The 19164-nt window shown below is 56.5% G+C and carries 15 protein-coding genes; 8 read left to right on the top strand and 7 right to left on the bottom strand.

The genetic code is table 11. The features are described from left to right. Positions 1-77 precede the first annotated feature (77 nt). The 5 genes from FHT29_RS24390 to FHT29_RS24370 all read left to right on the top strand — a co-directional run bounded on the left by FHT29_RS24390 (position 78) and on the right by FHT29_RS24370 (position 4145). A complete protein-coding gene (locus FHT29_RS24390) occupies positions 78-1154 on the top strand; it encodes a hypothetical protein (RefSeq protein WP_168600239.1) in 1077 nt (358 codons plus the stop codon). 313 nt (positions 1155-1467) lie between these two features. Further along, complete coding sequence (locus FHT29_RS24385; RefSeq protein WP_168600238.1) at positions 1468-1719, top strand: hypothetical protein; 252 nt, start codon at positions 1468-1470, stop codon at positions 1717-1719. Between the two features lie 152 nt (positions 1720-1871). Continuing rightward, positions 1872-2897, top strand: a complete 1026-nt coding sequence (locus FHT29_RS24380) for a PfkB family carbohydrate kinase (RefSeq protein WP_168596867.1) — start codon at positions 1872-1874, stop codon at positions 2895-2897. After that, entirely contained in the window at positions 2894-3490 is a 597-nt protein-coding gene (locus FHT29_RS24375; RefSeq protein WP_168596868.1) for a 7-cyano-7-deazaguanine synthase, read from the top strand. Before FHT29_RS24380 ends, FHT29_RS24375 begins: the two co-directional genes overlap by 4 nt. Further along, positions 3477-4145: a nitroreductase family protein gene (locus tag FHT29_RS24370; protein WP_168600237.1), complete on the top strand. Its 669-nt coding sequence runs from the start codon at positions 3477-3479 to the stop codon at positions 4143-4145. Before FHT29_RS24375 ends, FHT29_RS24370 begins: the two co-directional genes overlap by 14 nt. A gap of 6 nt (positions 4146-4151) precedes the next feature. On the opposite strand, the gene FHT29_RS24365 is transcribed toward FHT29_RS24370, so the two are convergent. Next, positions 4152-4925, bottom strand: a complete 774-nt coding sequence (locus FHT29_RS24365) for a hypothetical protein (RefSeq protein ID WP_168600236.1) — start codon at positions 4923-4925, stop codon at positions 4152-4154. A 238-nt stretch (positions 4926-5163) separates the two neighbouring features. Further along, positions 5164-6762 (bottom strand): reverse transcriptase domain-containing protein, encoded by a 1599-nt coding sequence (locus tag FHT29_RS24360; RefSeq protein WP_348644884.1) that lies wholly within the window; start codon positions 6760-6762, stop codon positions 5164-5166. 267 nt (positions 6763-7029) lie between these two features. On the opposite strand from FHT29_RS24360, the gene FHT29_RS24355 reads away from it, so the two are divergent. Further along, entirely contained in the window at positions 7030-9918 is a 2889-nt protein-coding gene (locus FHT29_RS24355) for a winged helix-turn-helix domain-containing protein (RefSeq protein ID WP_168600235.1), read from the top strand. A gap of 24 nt (positions 9919-9942) precedes the next feature. On the opposite strand, the gene FHT29_RS24350 is transcribed toward FHT29_RS24355, so the two are convergent. Next, positions 9943-10863, bottom strand: a complete 921-nt coding sequence (locus FHT29_RS24350; protein WP_168600234.1) for an MBL fold metallo-hydrolase — start codon at positions 10861-10863, stop codon at positions 9943-9945. 333 nt (positions 10864-11196) lie between these two features. Here FHT29_RS24350 and FHT29_RS24345 point away from each other — a divergent pair, with 333 nt between their 5' ends. Then, entirely contained in the window at positions 11197-11784 is a 588-nt protein-coding gene (locus tag FHT29_RS24345; RefSeq protein WP_168600233.1) for a TetR/AcrR family transcriptional regulator, read from the top strand. A 170-nt stretch (positions 11785-11954) separates the two neighbouring features. After that, on the top strand, positions 11955-12932 hold the full coding sequence (locus FHT29_RS24340; protein ID WP_348644883.1) for an alpha/beta fold hydrolase: 978 nt from the start codon (positions 11955-11957) through the stop codon (positions 12930-12932). A gap of 1263 nt (positions 12933-14195) precedes the next feature. On the opposite strand, the gene FHT29_RS24335 is transcribed toward FHT29_RS24340, so the two are convergent. The 4 genes from FHT29_RS24335 to FHT29_RS24320 all read right to left on the bottom strand — a co-directional run bounded on the left by FHT29_RS24335 (position 14196) and on the right by FHT29_RS24320 (position 19028). Next, positions 14196-14996, bottom strand: coding sequence for a hypothetical protein (locus tag FHT29_RS24335; protein ID WP_168600231.1), 801 nt, complete (start codon positions 14994-14996; stop codon positions 14196-14198). A gap of 224 nt (positions 14997-15220) precedes the next feature. Continuing rightward, complete coding sequence (locus FHT29_RS24330) at positions 15221-16498, bottom strand: c-type cytochrome (RefSeq protein ID WP_168600230.1); 1278 nt, start codon at positions 16496-16498, stop codon at positions 15221-15223. Further along, a complete protein-coding gene (locus FHT29_RS24325) occupies positions 16495-18411 on the bottom strand; it encodes a cation:proton antiporter (protein WP_168600229.1) in 1917 nt (638 codons plus the stop codon). Before FHT29_RS24325 ends, FHT29_RS24330 begins: the two co-directional genes overlap by 4 nt. Next, positions 18411-19028: an NAD(P)H-dependent oxidoreductase gene (locus FHT29_RS24320; RefSeq protein WP_168600228.1), complete on the bottom strand. Its 618-nt coding sequence runs from the start codon at positions 19026-19028 to the stop codon at positions 18411-18413. The genes FHT29_RS24325 and FHT29_RS24320 overlap by 1 nt, the downstream gene beginning before the upstream one ends. Positions 19029-19164 lie beyond the last annotated feature (136 nt).

The following is a 19164-nucleotide window of genomic DNA, read 5'->3' as shown; positions in this document are numbered from 1 at the left end:
CTGTCCCTTCGCCCCGGGAAGGAGCGCTCTTAGATCGCAACCCGTGTACTTTGCCTTGGACTGACGCGGGTTGGATCATGAAGCCGGATCGACTTGGGAACATTCTGGAAGAAATGGAGACGCGGATAACGCGGACCCAAAAAGCATCCTCGAACGCCGGCGCTCCGGAATTGGATGCGCTCAAGGCGGCTGTCAGAAGATGCCGCGCGAAGCTTGATAAGGTGAACATTGCCGACATTAGCGGGCTCGAGAAGCTCGTCGCGAACCTCCCTTATGAGGGCGACCGGTTACGATTCATCAACCTTATTGCAGGCCTGAAAATCGGCCTCAATCAGATAGGCCCTGACGATATCCTGGACGCCACGCCCGGACAAAAACTGGCAGCCTTCCAATTCGGGTACGAAGGCGAAGTGCTAAAAGTCGTCGATCAGCCGATCAAACCCTATGAGCGTGAGAAAGATATAGCAATGGCCGCGCTGGAAGCGGCCATTCAGAACGGCATCTATGTCAATGAAGACCTGCAGGCGACGAACGTTTCCCCGCGGGTCAGAGACGCCTTCGCAAGACTTCAAACGACGATGTCGTCATACACGAACATCGTGCAGATCGGAGCTGGCGCTCAAATCTGCAGTCGCTACGTGCAAATGGAAGCCGAAGAGCTTTCATCGTCGATAGCAGGAATGCTGATCGGTCATCTGGAAAGCGTTTTCGCTGCACTCTCCCAATTCCAGAATTGGAGAGAGTATTGTGAGAACGCCTATGGTTTGCATCTGGAGCCGGGATCGATAAAGCAGCTGACGGAGAGCGCCGCTCGTCTCGTGAAGCATCTTAGGGACATTCCGACGGTCGACCCGGCTGTGTCGGACGCTTTGGAAACCGTGGTCAGTTGGGTAGAGGACGAGGAACAACCGGATAAGCGTGACGTGCTGTCGCTGGGTCGAACGCTGGAGAACATATGGTCCGCGGTGGTCAAACAGACGCTTTCCTTCGCCAAAGACACTCTTGCCGCCACTCGAAAGCTTGTGATTAGCGCCATAGCCGGCGGGCTGCTCGTCTATGCCGCGACTATGGTTCCGATCATCGCGAAAATACCCGGTGCGCAATGGATCGAGATCGCCTACACGTACATCAAATCCGTTCGCGAAAAGCCGTAAGGCTTCCGGCCCACGAGAATTGGTTGCCTTCGAGCCCATTTCTGACCTGAAAACTCGATGCGTACGCCCGACTTCGTCTGATTCAGAAAGCAGGATCAACACCACAACTTTGGTTGTTGAAGTGCAACTTCTGACAATTGACTATCGTTTAAGTAATAATACTCTGCTTTACACGTAGTGGGGGAGCTATGACATGTCCGGGCCAGGTGACGATCGAAAATCCAACAACAACGAAAGCAGATGGACGCCGAGATCGACGACCGGAACACCCGTACAAGGCGGCGGTGGCGGCGATCCCGGACCAAACCCTTGCATGTTCACTGAGGTGACGATTCTTGCTTCTCCTAACATGACGGTGGTCAACACCCTATCGGTCAACACCTTGATGACCGTGGTGCAATCCGGCCCCCGTGTAGTTGCCCAAGCCGCCACCGGCATCGCCGGAGCGATCACCTCCGCACGCTTGCCCGAAATCATCCAGTGCATGAATGCTGGCCAGCAATACACAGCTCGGGTGACGCAGATCAGCGGCGGCGCGGTCACGGTCGAAATCTATCCCATATGAGCCAGATCGATATTGTCGGCGGCATCTACCGCGAGAAATGCGCCTTCCCGTATTGGGACCAATTATACGGGTCAGCAGGCCGTGCAGCAGCTGCTTTAGCCGGCCATGTCGGAACCATCCGCCTCCACAGCGCGCTCGCGGATGAGGAGCTCGTGAGCGCGAACGCTATCTTTGCGGACGAAGCGATCGACCTCAAGATCACATCTCGTCGACACCCAATCGCCTTCGAGTACCTCCACAGTCTTTCCGTTCCCAAGATCGAGCCACGCCACATTCAGCCGGTCAGTATGCCAGCGGTCGAAGGCGATGTTGTCGTCAAATTCGGCATGCTGGAATGCGACCCCAAGGTATCGGCCGACCATGTCGTCTACGATCCTCAATCGTCCTCCAATCCACGCGGGTTTTCCGCTTCAGGCTCAGAGGCCAAGCACCTGGCCATCATCGCCAATCGCGGCGAGATTCTCGGCATGGCCCGCACTTCCTCGGTCGATGAGGCGATCAGAACGCTCTTCGCGACCGAGAATGCGGAAGTGATCGTGGTCAAAGACGGCATCAATGGCGCAACGGTCTATGAGCCCGGAAACGCCCAGCATGTATCCGCATACGAGACACAGAACGTCTTCAGCATCGGTTCCGGCGATGTCTTCGTGGCGGCTTTTGCCTTGGCCTGGGCAATTCAGAAGCACTTGCCCGCCAAGGCTGCCGAGTTCGCCAGCCTTTCGACAGCAGACTATGTCGAAACGCGCGCGCTGCCGATCAAATCAGTTTCGTCGGAAACGACGCGAAAACCGGCGGCAAAGTCTGGCGGCGACATCTATCTCGCAGGCCCATTCCGGGAGCTGGGCCAGCGAATGATGATCGATGACGCCCGCGACCAGCTTACCGGCTTGGGGATGAGGGTATTCAGCCCGATTCACGACATCGGCCCCGGATCGGCGGACATCGTCGTCAAGCAGGACCTTGCTGCAATTGACCAATGCGATGCGGTCTTTGCGATCTTGAACGGCAGCAGCCCGGGCACTGTGTTCGAAGTCGGATACGCGCGAGCGCTCGGCAAGCCTGTCTTCTGCGTCACACAGAACATGCGCGAAGTCGATCTCAAGCTTCCACGGGGATCGGGTGCCCATCTCCACGACGACTATGTCAGCGCCCTCTTTCAGATAGCGTGGCGATCATGAGGCGGGCACTTCTGCTTTCAGGCGGCATGGATTCCACGTGTCTTGCTTATTGGCGCAAGCCCGATCTTGCGATCACCATCGACTACGGACACAAGGCTGCCGCCGGAGAAATTCGTGCGGCCACGGCTGTTTGCCAGACACTTGGCATCGATCACAAAATCATCCATTGCGATCTATCTGCCTTGGGGAGTGGCGATCTCGCCGGAGCAGAAGCCAACCCGCATGCTCCGGCAAGCGAGTGGTGGCCCTATCGAAATCAGATGCTGGTCACGATCGCGGCGATGGAATGCATCAAGCACAAGATCGACGTTCTGGAGATCGGCGCACTGCGTACCGACGGCTTTCATGCTGATGGCCGCAAGGAGTTCGTGGAAGCGCTGAGCGCCCTGCTTTCCATGCAGGAAGGCGGACTGCGGCTGGAGGCTCCCGCCGCCGCCTACTCCGCCGAGGAACTCGTCGAGGTGTCAGAGATTACGATGGATGTCCTCGCGTGGTCCCACTCCTGCCACAAGAGCGATTACGCTTGTGGTTACTGCCGAGGATGCGAGAAGCACTATATCACGATGAAGGCGATCGGCGTTGAGCCATATTGATCCAAGCCCGACGAGAATCCCGCCGCCCTCGTCTGCGCCGGAATGGCTTGCCCCCCAGGCGTTGAACCTCCCGCGCCTGATCGCTCCAACACGAAACTTCTTAGACCTACTACGGTCGAGGCGCTCCACGCGTGCTCTGGAATTGGCTCCGCTTCGCGAGGCGGCGGCCGTTGTGCGTGAGGCGCTCGAGGCCGATTTTCTCGGGAGCGGGTCGCATCTCGGTCGAAAGCGGAAGCGCGTAATATCGGCGGGAGCGCTGCACCCCGTGAAGTGCGTCGTCATCGATCCCGACGGCCTTGCGATCACTTACGATGACGACACCGACCAGTTCCTTGCCATCAAACCCAGAAACCCTGACCTGCTCGCCGCGGCCATGACGAAATGCGCGGCGGTTCTTCCGTCCGCGCATGGGCACGTCATCAGTCTGCTAGCGGATGTTCGAGCGCCGTCTACCGTCTACACCAATCCGGACTCACTGTTATGGCGCGATGCCGGCGCAGTCCTGCAAACGTTGGCGCTTGTTAGTGAGGCGTTCGACCTCGGCTTTTGTCCGCTTGGCATTCTCGGACAGGAATTCGCTGACGCCCTACTTCCCGTAGACCATCAATTCTTAGGGGTCGGCGTGGCGGTAATCGGCCGGAGCGCTTCCGAGTAAGCGACGTCACAAGGCCAACTGAAGCTGCGCGGGAGCTGCGACCTTCATCGGCTTCGAAGTCGGACCGATGCGTCTCATGAAGTCCCACATGACCGCATCGAGAATGCTGGCGCGGACCTTGATCGCATTGGCGAATTTCAGGAAGAGGTCCTCCAATCCAAAGTAGTCTTTGGCGGGATGGGAATCCGCCTCGAAGACATTCATCATCACGCAGGCCCGGTGGAGGTGAACGTCGATGATTGCGACTTCATCGGAATCGAGATGGTTTCGAACGACCCATGACGCCGTCTTTGGGCCGATGCCCGGCAATACCAATAGCTGCTCACGAAGCTGACGCTCCGGTACATCGACGGAGAAATCTCGCGCTCTCTCTAGCGAGCGAGCGAGATATGAAGCCTTCTGGCGAGCAAAGCGGTAGCGCCGCTGCTTCCCGCCGACCGCGAAGGGTTCGATGAGCCTGTCGTGCAAGGCCTGCTCGTTGGCATGGCCGTCTAGCAGGCCTTCGTCACGAAGGCGCTGAAACGCGATCATTCCCATTTCCGCAGGAATTCCGTAGCCACCCAAGAGGCATACTGCGATTTCCTCAAGTAGTGTTTCACCCAATCGATGATCGCGGTATAGGTTGCGGCGCATCTGCGCCTCGGACTGATACTTCCAGAAGGCCGGTGTGAAAAGCTCTTCCGGGCCGCCCCAGCACACGCCGGGCACGACTTCATCAATGCTCTCAGGAACGGTGTGTTCCTCGATGTTGCCGTCAATGTTTACCCAGAACCGCTGCATGTTGCCCTCTCGCCGCCGCTCCAAAAGCACTGCGCCTTACTACTGTCCACGGGAATCTCGGATTCCCTTCTCACTGTCCACGATAACCACAGCAATCTTGCGCGAGCGTTCAGCCGTGTCGATGGTCAGCTATGACGATGCAATCGACAACCGCCTCAGGCGGTCTCGTCCGAGATCTACCGCCTATGGCAACGTTCGTTTCAAACGCACCCTGAATCTGACCAGCGTCGAAAGCAAGCTATTTCCCAGCAGCCAGGTCAGTAAGCGCTTTGATGCCCACGGCGAAGTCGCGCGCCTCGTGTGGTCCGCCCTTGTGGATGACGCCCGCGACCTTGTCCTCGTCGTCCAAAACGGGGCCGCCGGACATTCCCTGTGAGAGCTTTTGAGTCACCTCGACCAATTGCACTGCACTTTTGACTGGCAGTGCGCTCACTTGGCCCGATCGAACATTGATCCCATCTCCCGGGCCGTAGGACGGATAGCCGATCGCCGCGACGCTGTCGCCAATGCCGGCAACACGCGTAGAGGCCTGCAATTCGTAAAACTCATTGCCGGGAATGCTGTGTTCGAGGATAGCGAGATCGCGCACGGCACAATACGAGACGACCTTCACCTTGAAGACGTTCGAGCGCTTTGTGGGGTGGTACACATCAATTTCCCCTTTGTTCGCTGCCTCGGCCACGCAATGCCACGCCGTTACGAGACCAACGTCTTCGAGAAAAAAAGCGCTCCCTTGCGCGCCGTTCCCTTCCCAATGCTCGAGCACCCAGACTGCACGCTCGCGGATTTCGGCCTGAGTCGCCAGGAGTTTGATACGGTTGGACGAGAACAAGAGGTTGAACCTCGATGCGAGACCACGGAAAACAGGGTCGGACCTGCCCTTCACGCTTCCGATCCACGAAATCTTTCCTTTGAGGTAGAGGTCGATTGAACTCGTTCCTCCGTATTTCTCGGCGTATTTCTGCTGGGCTACTGCCAAGCCGTCCTTCTCGACCGAGAAAAGCGCGCTCCGTATGTCCCGGATAAACCTGCGATCAACATTGAGTCCTTCGTTGATTTTGAGGCCAGTAACGATCCGCCTCGAATTCCTGTCTGCATAGTGAACCTTAGAGGCGTTGACTTTGAAGCCGTTGTTAAGGAACGACTGCTTCAGATGAGGCACCAACATATCGAAATCGAAATTTCCCGCTGGAGGTACCGCTGCCTCGAATAGCGAAGACAAGGGTTGGTAGCTCGAGAAAGTGATGTCGTCCGCATATCTAGTATAGATGCAGTGCACCTTCTTCGCGATCTGTTGGAGGTCTTTATCTAGCCGGAAGCAGATCATATTCGAGAGCACGGGGCTGCTGGGGGCTCCCTGTGGCAGGTGTCCCTTATTACAGCAAATCCGAGCGACGATTTCCGCTGCCCCTTCGTCGACGCCGAGGGCCTTCAAAAGTCCGATAACGCGGTTCTCGGATATCGAACCGAAGAAGTTCTCGATATCCAGATTTATTACGAACTTGCTTCTGAGGTGCGACGAAGCGTTGGTTCGCACTGACCGGTCGAGGACAAAGCCGTGAACCGGATTGCGGGGCTTGTAAATCTGGTCAAGCAAGTTGGCGATGTACCGCTGGAGCATCTTGAGGCGATCATCCGGCGCGTTGATCACTCTACTCTTTCCAGACGGTTTCGCGATTTCGAAATCGCTGTACATCCGGTGACGGAACCACCAAATCTTCTTCAACTCGGCAACCGAAACACCAAGATGGTGAAGAAGCGCGCCCTCGCTGGTCAACGCCGCAGGAATGGTCGCGCGAAATCTCACGCCGCCGAACACGGTCAATGGATGTGGCACGAGGTCTCCCTCCAATCACGCCAGGTGCACAGAGCATAGTGTGGCGCGCAACGATCTTGTTTAGGACTTGAGCTCTTACGCCGCAGTTACGACAGCGCGTATGCGAGGGGAGACCTCGTGCTCAAAGACGTAGCAATCAGCGGTCGCATCAGATAGCGGCAACTTGCAGTTATTCACAGACTTCGAGACACGTGAAACCCGACACGTCATTTGTCCTCGTGGCCGACCACAAAATTCGCGAAAGCCAGGCGCGATGAAATTGCAAAAATGGGTGAAATATTGGCACAAATGAACATTAAGGACACCTCCTTATTTTCGACTGCGGGTTCAGCTATTGCGATTCCAGCAGAATTTGCCCAAGTGTTTACTGGTAAATATCCCGAAAGAATTAATTCCTGCTCTGCGTGCCGTCCCGAGGTGAATGTGACTGTCTATCGTTTTGGCGAATTCGAACTGGATCCCGGTCAGCGCCGATTAAGCAGGGGCGAAGCAGCCGTACGTATCGGTGCGAGGGCTTTCGATGTGCTGACATGCCTGGTCGAGAAGGCGGGAACAGTCGTAACGAAAGAAGAAATCATCAAGACCGTCTGGCCGAGCACATATGTCGACGAAGCTTCCCTGCGCGTCCACATGGTGGCCCTTCGCAAGGCGATCTACGACGGTGAGCCAACTCTCTGTATCGAAAGCGTACCGGGGCTTGGCTACAAATTTGCAAAGCCGGTGTCTACGATCATCGATGATTCCTCCGCCAGTCCAGCGCCTACGACTCGCTACGGCCTGCCGACAACGATCGTGCGTTTGATCGGGCGAGATGAGTTCATCGCCCAGAGTGTAGAATTGATGCGCTCGATGCGGTTGATGACGATTACGGGACCAGGAGGCATCGGAAAAACCTCGACAGCAATCGAAATCGCCCGCTGCCTGGCCACAGAGAACACCAGTGTCGTCTTTCTTGACCTCGCAGCCCTGTCCAATGGAGAATTAATAGTCTCGCACCTGGCGTCGTCGCTTGGTCTAAGTGTCTTTTCGTCGGACCCCATGCCTGGCATCGTTCAGGCGCTGGGAAATTCGCGCACCATTCTGGTGTTTGATAATTGCGAACACCTGATCGATAACTGTGCCGGCGTCGTCGACAGGCTTTTGCAACTTACACCCGCCACCTCTGTAATCGCGACAAGCCGCGAACCATTGAGGATAGCTTCGGAAAAGGTCCGGCTCCTGCCTAGCCTGGACGTTCCGAAAAAAGACGATCTGCCGTCCGCCTGTAATGACTTTTCCGCACTGGAACTTTTCAATGAGCGTTTGATTTTCGCCACGGGCCAGAACGGGCTTACCGAAACAAAAGACATTTCGGTTGCCGCCGATATTGTACGCAGACTGGACGGAATCCCCCTCGCGATCGAACTGGCGGCATCACGCGTTGCAGGGCTCGGCCTTCAAAACACGGCTTCTTCCCTCAGCGATCCGATCAACACCCTCTGGCGCGGTCGCAGGACTGCCCCTCCCCGACAGCAGACCCTGAGAGCGACAATAGAGTGGAGCTACAATCTGCTGACGATTGAGGAGCAGCTTCTACTCAACTGCCTTTCGGTTTTCGCAGGATCGTTTACAAGCGACGCGGCTTGGTCGATAGCCGAGGATTTTCTCGATAGAGAAACGTTCTCAGACGCGCTCTCCGCCCTACGGTCGAAGTCGCTAGTCTCGACGTCCCGTGGCGACGGACGTCTTCGTCTACTGGAAATGACCCGCGCCTTCGCTCGCAGGCAGCTTAGCGCAAGCGAGTTCGCTGAATCCTGCAGCCTGTCACATGCTCGTTGGGTCTGCGCGGAACTCGAACAGGCGAAAGCTGAGTGGCGAAATCTCGATAAGTTCGAGTGGCTTCAAGCGCACGGGAACCTCATAAACGATGTCCGCGCAGCGCTCGACTGGTGTTTCGACACGGGTCAACGGAAGTTGTGTTTCGAAATTACGGCTGCGTCCCATATCCTCTGGACACAACTCGGCTTGATGAACGAGCAACTGAAGATCGTCGAGCGGGCTATGACGCTAATGGAGGGAACGGCCGACGTCGACCCTCTGATCGAGGCCCAGCTTCGCTCTACCCTCGGCCTCGTGCTCTTCCATGTGCGAGGGTTGCGTGCTGACCAACAAGCCATCCGGGAATTCGAAAAGGCGGCCGAGATCGCAGAGACGACCGGTGACCACGTAGAGATCGTCAGGGCTCACAGTGGACGCTGCGCAATCATAACAACGCAGGGAAGATACGCGGAGGCTGCTGATATTGCGCTTCAGCTGGAGTCCAAGTTTGGCAAGCTCGCTCATGGTGCAAGCAGCAGAATCCTTGCCATGAACACCCACTTCCTTGGGCAGCATGAAAAGACGAACCATCTTTGCACTGTTGCTGTCGAAGCCACCCGGGTGCCGATCGGCCGCACACTGACGAGTGGTGCGGGATATGATCAAAAAACGGTCGCATTGATGTTGATGGCCAAAACCGCCTGGATCCAGGGCTTCTCGCAACGCGCGATTTCTCTCGCGGACGAAGCTATCGCCGAAGCCCTAAACTTGGACGATGCGATATCAATATGCCTTGCGATATATGTTTCCGCATTTCCGGTGTATTTCGGTCTGGGCGAATTTCAAGTTGCACGACATCACCTCACGCTTCTTCGAGAACTATCGACAAAACATTCGATGCTCAGGTCGCTGCTTTGGGCAGATGCCTTCGAGCTGTTGCTCCCGGAATCAAACGCCACGACAAGGCAGTTTGAGACTGCATTCGTTGGAGACACCAACGGGGCTCGGCTCGAGACGGTGATTGCGCTCGCAGGAGAGCGTTGCGGAGCCCATCTGGTGGATTGGGCGCTCGCCGGAGATGCCGGCTGGTGCCGTCCGGAACTCCTCAGGATAAAAGGCGACATCGTTCGCCACAGCGATCCCGCAATGGCCCGCGACCTATATTCTCAGGCAATCGCTAGCGCGATCGCCCAGAATTCGCCGTTGTGGCAGCTGAGAGCCGCCAACAGTAATGCTGAATGGTTGCAGGATGATGGACCGTCGACCTCCAAGCGGATGATAGAGGCAGCGTTGAAGGCGTTCCCGGAGACACCGCCGAGAATAGAGCTTCAAACCGCAGAGCGCCTGCTCGCCTTATAACAGCTGGCATCTCCGAGTGAGGATCTAAGCCAGCTGGTTATGTATAGCTTCGGAAATCGTTGACGAGCTCTCGCCAAGACCAATGCATGCAAAACCCTTGGCGCTGTGGGAAACACAGCATGCACCACGTCCTGCGAAGTGCGCAGGCAACAAAACGCTGCCTCTATCGCATGCACGCTCAAGGACACCCTTACGCGTTTTCGTGGCTTGGTCAGCATCGAAGCAGAACGCGCTGTGCCAGTCGGGGTAATAGACCTGGATCGGGTGATGAACGATGTCGCCAACAAAGAGCCCTTCCCGATCATTATCGCGTAGTGCAAAAAGAAGATGGCCAGGGGAATGGCCAGGAGAGTCTTCTGCGAAGAGGTTATCTCCGATCTGAAAACCGCCGTCGACAAGGAGCTCCTGGCGATTTTCTATGACTGGAAGGATGCTATCTTCATAAAGTAGAGAACCCCAAGCCGCGAATGAACCGCTGCCACCTTCCGGCGAGAGCGCCTCATAGTCGGTTTTCGACATCACATATTTCGCGTTGGGAAACGTCGGAACCCAGCGCCCGTTGGAAAGGAAGGTGTTCCATCCGACGTGATCGGCGTGAAGATGAGTACAGAGGACGTAGTCGATTTCTTCCGGGCGGACTCCGGTAGACGCAAACCTATCCATATAGGGGGTGTTCAGCATGTCGAACAAGGGAGCTCCGCCTGGTCGCTGCTTGTGGTTGCCCGTGCAGGTGTCGATCAGTATCTTGTGATGTTCCGTCTCTACTAGCCAGCTGTGGCACGACATCACCAGCCTTCCGGTTTCCCGGTCGAGATAACGCGGCTCGAGCCAATTGAGATGCGGAACTACAGCGTCGGCAGACCAATCGGGGAGCAGGTCGTTGGGCATGAAAGCCGGACCACGATATTCCTCTATCCTTGTGATTTTAATCGAACCGATTTTCATTTTAGGCCTCACGGTGAACCGGACAGCAAGCGAACAGGCCGCCTCGCACAAGTATTGTATAATCCGGCATTTTAAACGATCCGATCGCGTTTTCTGTGTTTGCGCATCCGATGGGGCGTGTGTAGCGTTCAGCCGTGGTGGCGCGAGGGCTTCACCAAATCACCAAGCGTCCGCTAATTTACTTGCGCCTGACGGCTCGCCGCGCTTCTTGGAACGGTGAGATTTTTTTGAGAAGGCATCGGCTGCGCATCGAACACTAGGGCAAGCATTTCGCACCTCCGCGCACTGTTATTTATACCGATGATGCTTAATGACTGCGGGAAGGAGACGCATATGATGCCAACAACGAAAGAAAGGCTCTTCAACGCGGGGGCGGATCGTTTCCACGAACTGGGATACTCCGGTTGCAGTGTACAGGACATTGTCGATCAAGCAGGTGTCCCGAAAGCCACGTTCTACAATCACTTCAAAACCAAGGAAACCTTCGCGGTCGAGGTCGTCACGAACTACATCGCATCGACAAGACGCGACATACTCAAAGACCGGAGTGTCACTCCGCTCAACCGGATCGCCCAGCACTTCAGCCACTTACTGGAGAGCCACGAAAGAAACCGGTACAACCGGGGCTGCCTAATCGTCAATCTGACTGCGGAAACGTCCGATAGTATCCCCTTGCTTCGCGATACCTTGAATGCATCGCTGACGGAGTGGATTGATTTGCTCGCAGATACCATCCGGGAAGGCCAGCTCAGCGGAGAAGTCAACACCAAACATGAGCCGGATAAGCTCTCTCGCTTCCTGATAGATGGTTATGAGGGGTCGCTCTTGAGGATGAAGCTGACCAACACCAAGCATCCGCTTGAAAACTTCTACATCATCGCGATGTCGTTGTTGGCGGCTGGCCAATTGAATGCAAAGTAGGCTCGACATATCCGCGAGCGCTTCCTCGTAGGAACGTCCATTTTTCACCAGCAAGCCGATGTGCCGGATGTCCCTTGTAATGAAACCGCAATACGGCCGGATGTGACAATATCCGCATAACCGTTGCCACTACCTTCACTCCATCAACACTGACCGAGATGGAGTCTCCGGTGACAAACGATTTCAGCCTACCCCTTTCTCGTAGACAGACCTTGATAGCAGGCGCTGCCGCGTCGCTTGTGATGGCGGCACCCGGCCTTGCAGCCCAGAAACAATCTCAAATCCCCCACAATGGAGAAGTTCGGATGACCGACGGTTTCGTTAAAACAAAGGACGGCGTGAATATCTACTACAAGGACTGGGGTCCGAAGAATGCCCAGCCGATCGCATTCCACCATGGCTGGCCGCTCTCGTCCGACGATTGGGATGCGCAAATGCTCTTCTTCCTGGCGCACGGTTTTCGTGTGGTCGCTCACGATCGTCGCGGACATGGGCGCTCCAGCCAGGTCGCCGATGGTCATGATCTCGACCATTACGCCGCTGACGCCGACGCGGTGTACCAGCACCTCGATCTCAAGAATGCCGTCCATATCGGTCACTCGACCGGCGGTGGCGAGGTGGCACGATATGTCGCGAAATACGGCGAGCCTCAGGGCCGTGTCGCCAAAGCCGTTCTGGTTAGCGCCATCCCTCCATTAATGCTCAAGACCGCATCCAACCCCGGTGGCCTGCCGATCGACGTCTTCGACGGATTGCGGAACGCGTTGGCGGCAAACCGCGCCCAGTTCTTCTTGGACCTGCCGACCGGCCCGTTCTACGGCTTCAATCGTACTGACGCAGCGATCTCGCAGGGCACTATCCAGAACTGGTGGCGTCAAGGGATGATGGGCGGAGCCAAGGCCCACTATGACGGCATCAAGGCCTTTTCCGAAACAGATCAGACCGAGGACCTGAAAAAGATCACTGTGCCTACGCTTGTCATGCATGGCGACGACGACCAGATCGTTCCGATCGACGACTCGGCCAAGCTTTCAGTCAAGCTGCTCAAGAACGGCACTCTCAAGGTGTATCCAGGATATCCGCACGGGATGCTGACAACGCATGCAGATGTCATCAACCCCGACCTCCTGGCGTTCATCAAAGGCTGACGTTTCAACCTGCGATCAATCAGCGGCGGCCAGCATGTCCGCCGCCCTGACACCAAGACGAGCGCTAGGTGAGCCCGCCAACGGTTGACTTAACGTGAATGCTCCCGCGCCCGGTTGCCCGAAGGTGCTCCATGCGACTCCCAAAATCCCGAGAGAGCTTAGTGTTCTTTTTCGTACTCGGCCTTTATGGCCTGGGTATAGTATCGGCCCTCGCCTGCGCGACCGTAGATGTCCGTAGCGACCACACCGACGTCAATGCATATTCAGTTCAAGCCGTAGCACTTGGACACCACCTGGTTGCCCGCTGAAAATAGAGCCCTTTGCCGAAGATAGTCGAAAAAGATCGCAATTGCTCAGGGCTACAACCTCAGACAGAAGTGTCGCGGCGGCAGACAAGGATGGGCTATTGCGTAGTCAGGGATCGTCGCAGTGTCCTTCGGACGAAGTTTGTCCGGTTACTTTGACCTAGAAACAACAAATCGCAGCCCAGCCAAGATTTTGCGATCGACCAGCGCGGGCTGGGAGGCCGGAACGTTTTCCGAGATCATCCAAGACGAAAATAGCGATTCAGCCCGAGCGGCCGTGCGATATCTCGTATCGCGGCAGGCGATGCCCTCGCGGACGCGCGTGGCAGGTATAACGACCTGCCTAGCTTGAACCGACCTCAGCTCGTCAACCAGTCGAAAAATTGCGGCGCGTTACCCCACCCACGAAGCTCAGAAATCGCACTGCAGACGGTCATCTTGGCGCATGATCCTGGTGCCTTTGAACTCGTCCCTCGGCCGTCAGTGGCACGCCGCGCTGTCGCAATCATAGCTGGCGGGCGGGTCACCAAAGTTCTCAAGGGTAGCAGGTTGTGCCTTGCGCAGTAAACTTTGAAGGTCACTGTAACGAGGTGGATCGGAACAATGGAAACAAATCAACAGACCAAAGTTGAAGCAGAGCGAGACATATACGATCGGGGCTCTATTTCGTCTTTTTGTGACCGTGTAGCAGCTATCGTCGGCTCTGTAACAGCGGCCGGTATCAAGGCATACGAGGCAAGAGGCGGGAGTGTCATAGCCTGCGACATTGCTGGAAGCGAAGGATCAATAAGTCTAACGATGTTTCCTGACGGAAAAACGAACATACCTGGTGCTGCGGAGTTTACGGCGGGTCAGCTAGGCAGTGCTCCCAACGAATTCGAGCTTGAATTCTCGGTCAGAGATTACGCCACGGCGAGGCTGATATGCGCTCGCCTTGCAGACTCGCTGGTGTTTGACGTTATTTCAGAGGGCCAAGCATTATTACGAGATGCCGCAAGTCTTCCACAACCAAGTTCATTGACCTGCCCTTTGGACCAATTTCCAGTCGACCAAGCGCATATACAGTGAAATATTTCCGCAGTGCTCCGTCGTCGATTATGCCTCTCATGTATCGCCCAAAGCGGTAGTCATCTATCTGTTGCGGGCTTACGTAGAGATAAACGCGAAGTTCGTTTATTCGATCGTAGAAGCGCAACTTAAATCCAACACCATATCGACCTTCCAGTGTGGCTCCGCCAAATATCACCCTGTCACGCGTATAGGGGTCACAAAACTGAAGCGGCCTAAAGTAGTCAACTAGCTTGAGCGTTCCAACACCCGTCACATTCAGCATCAGTTCGTTTCTTTGCTCAGAAGCTAACCGCTCTCTAGTTTCCACAAACGTCTCGACGAGGCGGTGCAAGTCGCGTGTTCGAACGTCGCCTTGTCGATCGACATCGGGACGTTGTGCGCCTGGAACGCTATTGGCCCTAATGCGCCCTTCAACGCCATTTCCCTCGCCGGTCGCGATGGCCCTGTCGTCCGCAAGACGGGGATCGAAACCCGTGACGAGATCAGTAAGCTTTCTCCGAAGCCACCGCTGTACGGTCTGTTCATCTGTTTCGTGAGGATGCCTCACCTGTGCTTGCTCGGTATGCATCAACGAGACCCATTCGCAACCCTGCAGGTGCGTGTGGGCGGGGTTCTCGCGAAAGTGGGCCGCCACCTGCTTGGTGCCTTCTTCCGAATTGAACATGTAGTTGACAGCGGTGACCTTCACCTCAGCCGCCCTGCAAGCTGGACTTGAACATAGGAATCGGAACCGGCGAGGGCGCGGATCACAGGACAGGTATTCTCTCCGAGCTGCGTCGATAGTGATAACGTCATCAAGTTCTACGCAGTATGCTCGCGTGATCCGCATCAGTGGCAAACCTTTCGATTATCGATGTCTCGAAAACGGGAATTGAATGGCTTGCCTCAACGATGACTTTGCGAAGGACACCTTCACTCCCTCGCCTTTGCCACATCTTTCGCCGTTACTCTACCGTTCTTTCCGCTCAGCAGCCCGGTCACGTAGTTGGCGAGCGCGGCGACTTCCTCGTCGGAGTAGATCGCATGGAACGCAGGCATCGTCTGGCCCGGTAGACGCGCCGAGTTCGACGAACCTTGAAGGATCACCCTCACTAAATTGCTACCTTGGGGATCGTTCACCGCGTGCGAACCTTGAATTGATGCCCGGGCGTTCACAAGGCCGCTGCCGTCCTTTCCATGGCAGCTGGAGCAAGCACCTGCAAAGATACGTGCGCCGAGTTCTTCGGGGGGACGAGTAGATGCCTCCGGCATTGCGGGAACCACCTTCGATCCCGGATCGGTCTTAACAGCCGGAACTGTTCGCAGATAAGCCACGATTGCTTGGATGTCAGAAGGTGGGAGCCTGCTGAATGAGAGGTCGACCGCCTCCCGCATCGCGCCGCCCGCAGGGCCGTGGCCCTTAGCGTGACCGGTGGCGAGGAATCCTTTGAGGTCTTCATCGCTCCAGTTGCCAATGCCGGTGTCGGGGTCACTTGTAATATTCCATGCCTTCCAGCCGTCCACTTCGCCACCCGACAAGGCTTGCCCTTGCTTTCTCTGGAACATGAGACCCCGAGGAGTATGACACTCCCCGCAGTGTGCCAGGCCCTCGACAAGGTAAGCGCCACGATTCCACCGCTCATCCTTCGAAGGATCGTTTTCGAAGGGATGCGAGGGCAGGAACAGGAGGTTCCAACCGCGCATCAGCCAGCGTTGGTTGAACGGAAATTCGAGCGTGTTCTCGGGCGCAGCGTCCGAGACCGCCGTGACCGTATTAAGATAGGCACGAATGGCCAGGATATCGTCGGTCGAAAGCAGAGCGTAGGATGCATAGGGAAACGCGGGATAAAGGTTCTCGCCATGCTTGCCGACGCCCGATCTCACTGCGCGCACGAATTCCGCATCGCTCCAAGCGCCGATACCGTGTTCCTTGTCCGGAGTGATATTGGACGAATAGATAGTTCCGAATGGAAGCTTGAATGGCAGCCCTCCAGCGAACGGTTTGCCACCTTTCGCGCTGTGACAGGCGGCACAGTCGCCAGCGATCGTCAGATATTCACCGCGTACGATCAACTCCTGCCCAGATGGCTGTTTTGCGCTCGCAGTCACCTCCGGAAGCGAATGGGGGTAGAAGAAGAACAGTCCGGCTCCGGCTGCCCCCACCACGGCTAGGAAGCCCAGGCTCAACAGAATTTTCACGGAATACTTCATTGCCCGGCTCCTAAGGCTCGTTCGTCTATTTCAGGCTTTTGCGCGGTGAGGCTGCTTTCCAATTCCGGCGGGCTCCAACCACGCTGGACCATCTCATCGTATTTTTCACGCCGTCCCAGCATGGCTTCCTGGATGACGCGCCCGATGTCGTTGAAACCCGCGACAAAGCGCTCGTTGTCGGACACGCGCGTCGTCTCGTCGAGCAGCGCCCCCATTCGTGCGAGGCCCGCGAGATCCTGTTGGACGAACACGCTCTTTCGCTTCTCAACCTCGTAGGGATGCATGCCCATTGTCCTGAGAGCGAGGCCGCCTGCCTCCACCGAGCTTCCGAAAATCTCGCGGACAACATGATCCGCACCCGCGTCGACAAGCTGGTAATGATGCAGCCGGTCATAAGCGCGAGCGATAATCGTGATCCTGGGATTCGCCCGGCGAGCCGCCTCGATGATCTGTATGGTGCGGTCGGGGTCGTCGATCGCGACCACAAGCAGTACCGCCTCGGCTAGACCAGCCGAATGAAGCAGATCAGGACGCCCTGCGTCGCCGAAATACGATTTCACCCCGAATTTGCGGAGGTCGTCAACCACGTCCGCACGGTAGTCGAGGACAACGGGCACGAAGCCGTTGGCCAGCAACATGCGATTCACGATCTGGCCAAAACGGCCAAGGCCCGCGACGATGACCTTGCCGCTGCCGGGCCGCTCTGGTTCTACCGCGGGACCTTTTCTTCTCTCAAGCCGCACGACCATATGGTCGAAGAGCATGAAAAGCCCCGGCGTGATTATCATTCCCAGGGCTATGACGAGCACGCCGATGGATGCAGAGGTTCCGGTTATCAGACCCATGCTCTGACCGAGCGAGAGGAGAACGAATCCGAATTCGCCCGCTTGTGCCAGCCCTAACGCGAAGAGCCATGTAGCTGCGTCCCTCAGTTTGAAAAAACGACCGAGCGGAAACAGGACCGTGAATTTGATGATCACGAGCACAGCCGTTGCTTCGAGCACCACATCCCAGTTACCCACCAAGACGGAAGGAGAGATTTTCGCGCCGATCGTCATAAAAAAGAGGCCGAGGAGCAGCCCTTTGAAAGGCTCGATATCGTTTTGAAGTTCGTGCTTGAACTCGCTGTTTGCGAGCACGAGCCCTCCAAGAAAAGCTCCGAGCGCCGGCGATAGTCCGACCAAAGACATCAGCAGAGCGATTGCTACCACTACCAGCAATGCGAACGCCGTGAAGATGTCGCGAAGTCGGTCTCGCGCGATCGCGCGCATGATCGGACGCGAAAGATAATGGCCGCCGACTACGACCGCCGCCACTGCGCCCAGTGTCAGGAGTGCGGCTGCCCAGCCGGGAACAGTGGAGAGCCAGGTTGCCCCATCGTCGGTTCCAGACGTCTGGCCGCCGGGTGCCATCAGCGGAAGGCACGCGAGCATTGGAATGACAGCTAGGTCCTGGAACAAGAGAACCGCAAAACTCGCCTGACCTCCGTCCGATTCCAGCACCCCCCTTTCCTCCAGGGTCTGCAAGACTATTGCCGTCGATGACAGGGCGGTGACGAATCCAAATAGAGCCGCCTGCTGCCAACGAATATGAAGTAGCACACCGAGCGCGGTAACGGCCGCGACGGTCAAGACCACCTGCAAGCCACCCAATCCGACGAGCTTTGCACGCAAACGCCAGACCATCTTTGGATCGACTTCCAGTCCGATCAAAAACAGCATCATGACGATGCCCAATTCGGAGAGCTGTTCGAGATAGCTCGTATTGGCTTCCGAGAGCTGCAGAACCGGGCTCATCAAGGCACCTGCGACAATGTACCCGACGACCGAACCGAGGCCGAGCCTCCGTGAGACGATGACAGCGAAAACCGAGGACGCTAGATAGGCGAATGCCGGCAAGAGAAAGCCAGACATCAATCTACTCCCTGCTGGTCTACGAGCGCGGCAAGGTCGGCTGCGGTAACTTGATCGCGTCGTCCGAGCTCGCCAACGTCCAATGTCGCATCACGCAAGGCCCCAAGGAGCAAAGGATAAGACTCGATGTGGGTTCTTGCGGAATGTGAGTCCGTGTGGTTGGCCGCGTGGAGCACAAACGGCGGCAAAAAGGTCATTCCGCAGAGTTCAACGGTCTGTCGTAGCGGTAGAATGAACGCGGAAAACGGATGCTTGTTGCCACCGTCACATGAGTAATCTTGAACGCTGCCAGCGGTGGTTATGCAAGCGATCGCCAGCTTGCCGGCCAACTTTTTCCCGTGAGGCCCGTGTGCAAAACCATACTCTAGGACCAGATCCTGCCATTGCTTCAGAAGAGCGGGCGTCGAGTACCAAAACAGCGGGAACTGAAACACGATCACGTCGTGATCGATCAACCGCTTCTGCTCACGTTCGACGTCGATGTCGAACCGAGGGTATTCGGCGTAGATATCGACAAACGTGACCCCAGCAACCTGCTCGGCGCGCCTCGCCATCGATAAATTGATGCTTGTCGGCCGTTGCGCAGGGTGCGCGAACAGGACGAGAACTCGCGCCAAAGCCTTATCCTTCTTCTTTTGATGCTGCTCCCGCGGTCCAGAATCCGGAGGACGCGAGTTATTCGGACACGAGGATAATGGCTCGCAACATCAAATCTTGGATGATCTGGTTTCGATGTGTGGGAAGGTGCGTCCG

It is taken from the genome of Rhizobium sp. SG741 (genome assembly GCF_012275435.1).
Taxonomy (GTDB): Bacteria; Pseudomonadota; Alphaproteobacteria; order Rhizobiales; family Rhizobiaceae; genus Rhizobium; species Rhizobium lusitanum.
Note: the sequence above shows the minus strand (reverse complement) of the source record. Positions and strands in the feature narration are given on the sequence as shown.

Bases quoted from the DNA above. Each gene is read 5' to 3' on its own strand.
- FHT29_RS24390 (WP_168600239.1), top strand. From the start codon at position 78: ATGAAGCCGGATCGACTTGGGAACATTCTGGAAGAAATGGAGACGCGG.
- FHT29_RS24385 (WP_168600238.1), top strand. From the start codon at position 1,468: ATGTTCACTGAGGTGACGATTCTTGCTTCTCCTAACATGACGGTGGTC.
- FHT29_RS24375 (WP_168596868.1), top strand. From the start codon at position 2,894: ATGAGGCGGGCACTTCTGCTTTCAGGCGGCATGGATTCCACGTGTCTT.
- FHT29_RS24365 (WP_168600236.1), bottom strand. From the start codon at position 4,925: ATGCAGCGGTTCTGGGTAAACATTGACGGCAACATCGAGGAACACACC.
- FHT29_RS24355 (WP_168600235.1), top strand. From the start codon at position 7,030: ATGGGTGAAATATTGGCACAAATGAACATTAAGGACACCTCCTTATTT.
- FHT29_RS24350 (WP_168600234.1), bottom strand. From the start codon at position 10,863: ATGAAAATCGGTTCGATTAAAATCACAAGGATAGAGGAATATCGTGGT.
- FHT29_RS24345 (WP_168600233.1), top strand. From the start codon at position 11,197: ATGATGCCAACAACGAAAGAAAGGCTCTTCAACGCGGGGGCGGATCGT.
- FHT29_RS24330 (WP_168600230.1), bottom strand. From the start codon at position 16,498: ATGAAGTATTCCGTGAAAATTCTGTTGAGCCTGGGCTTCCTAGCCGTG.
- FHT29_RS24325 (WP_168600229.1), bottom strand. From the start codon at position 18,411: ATGTCTGGCTTTCTCTTGCCGGCATTCGCCTATCTAGCGTCCTCGGTT.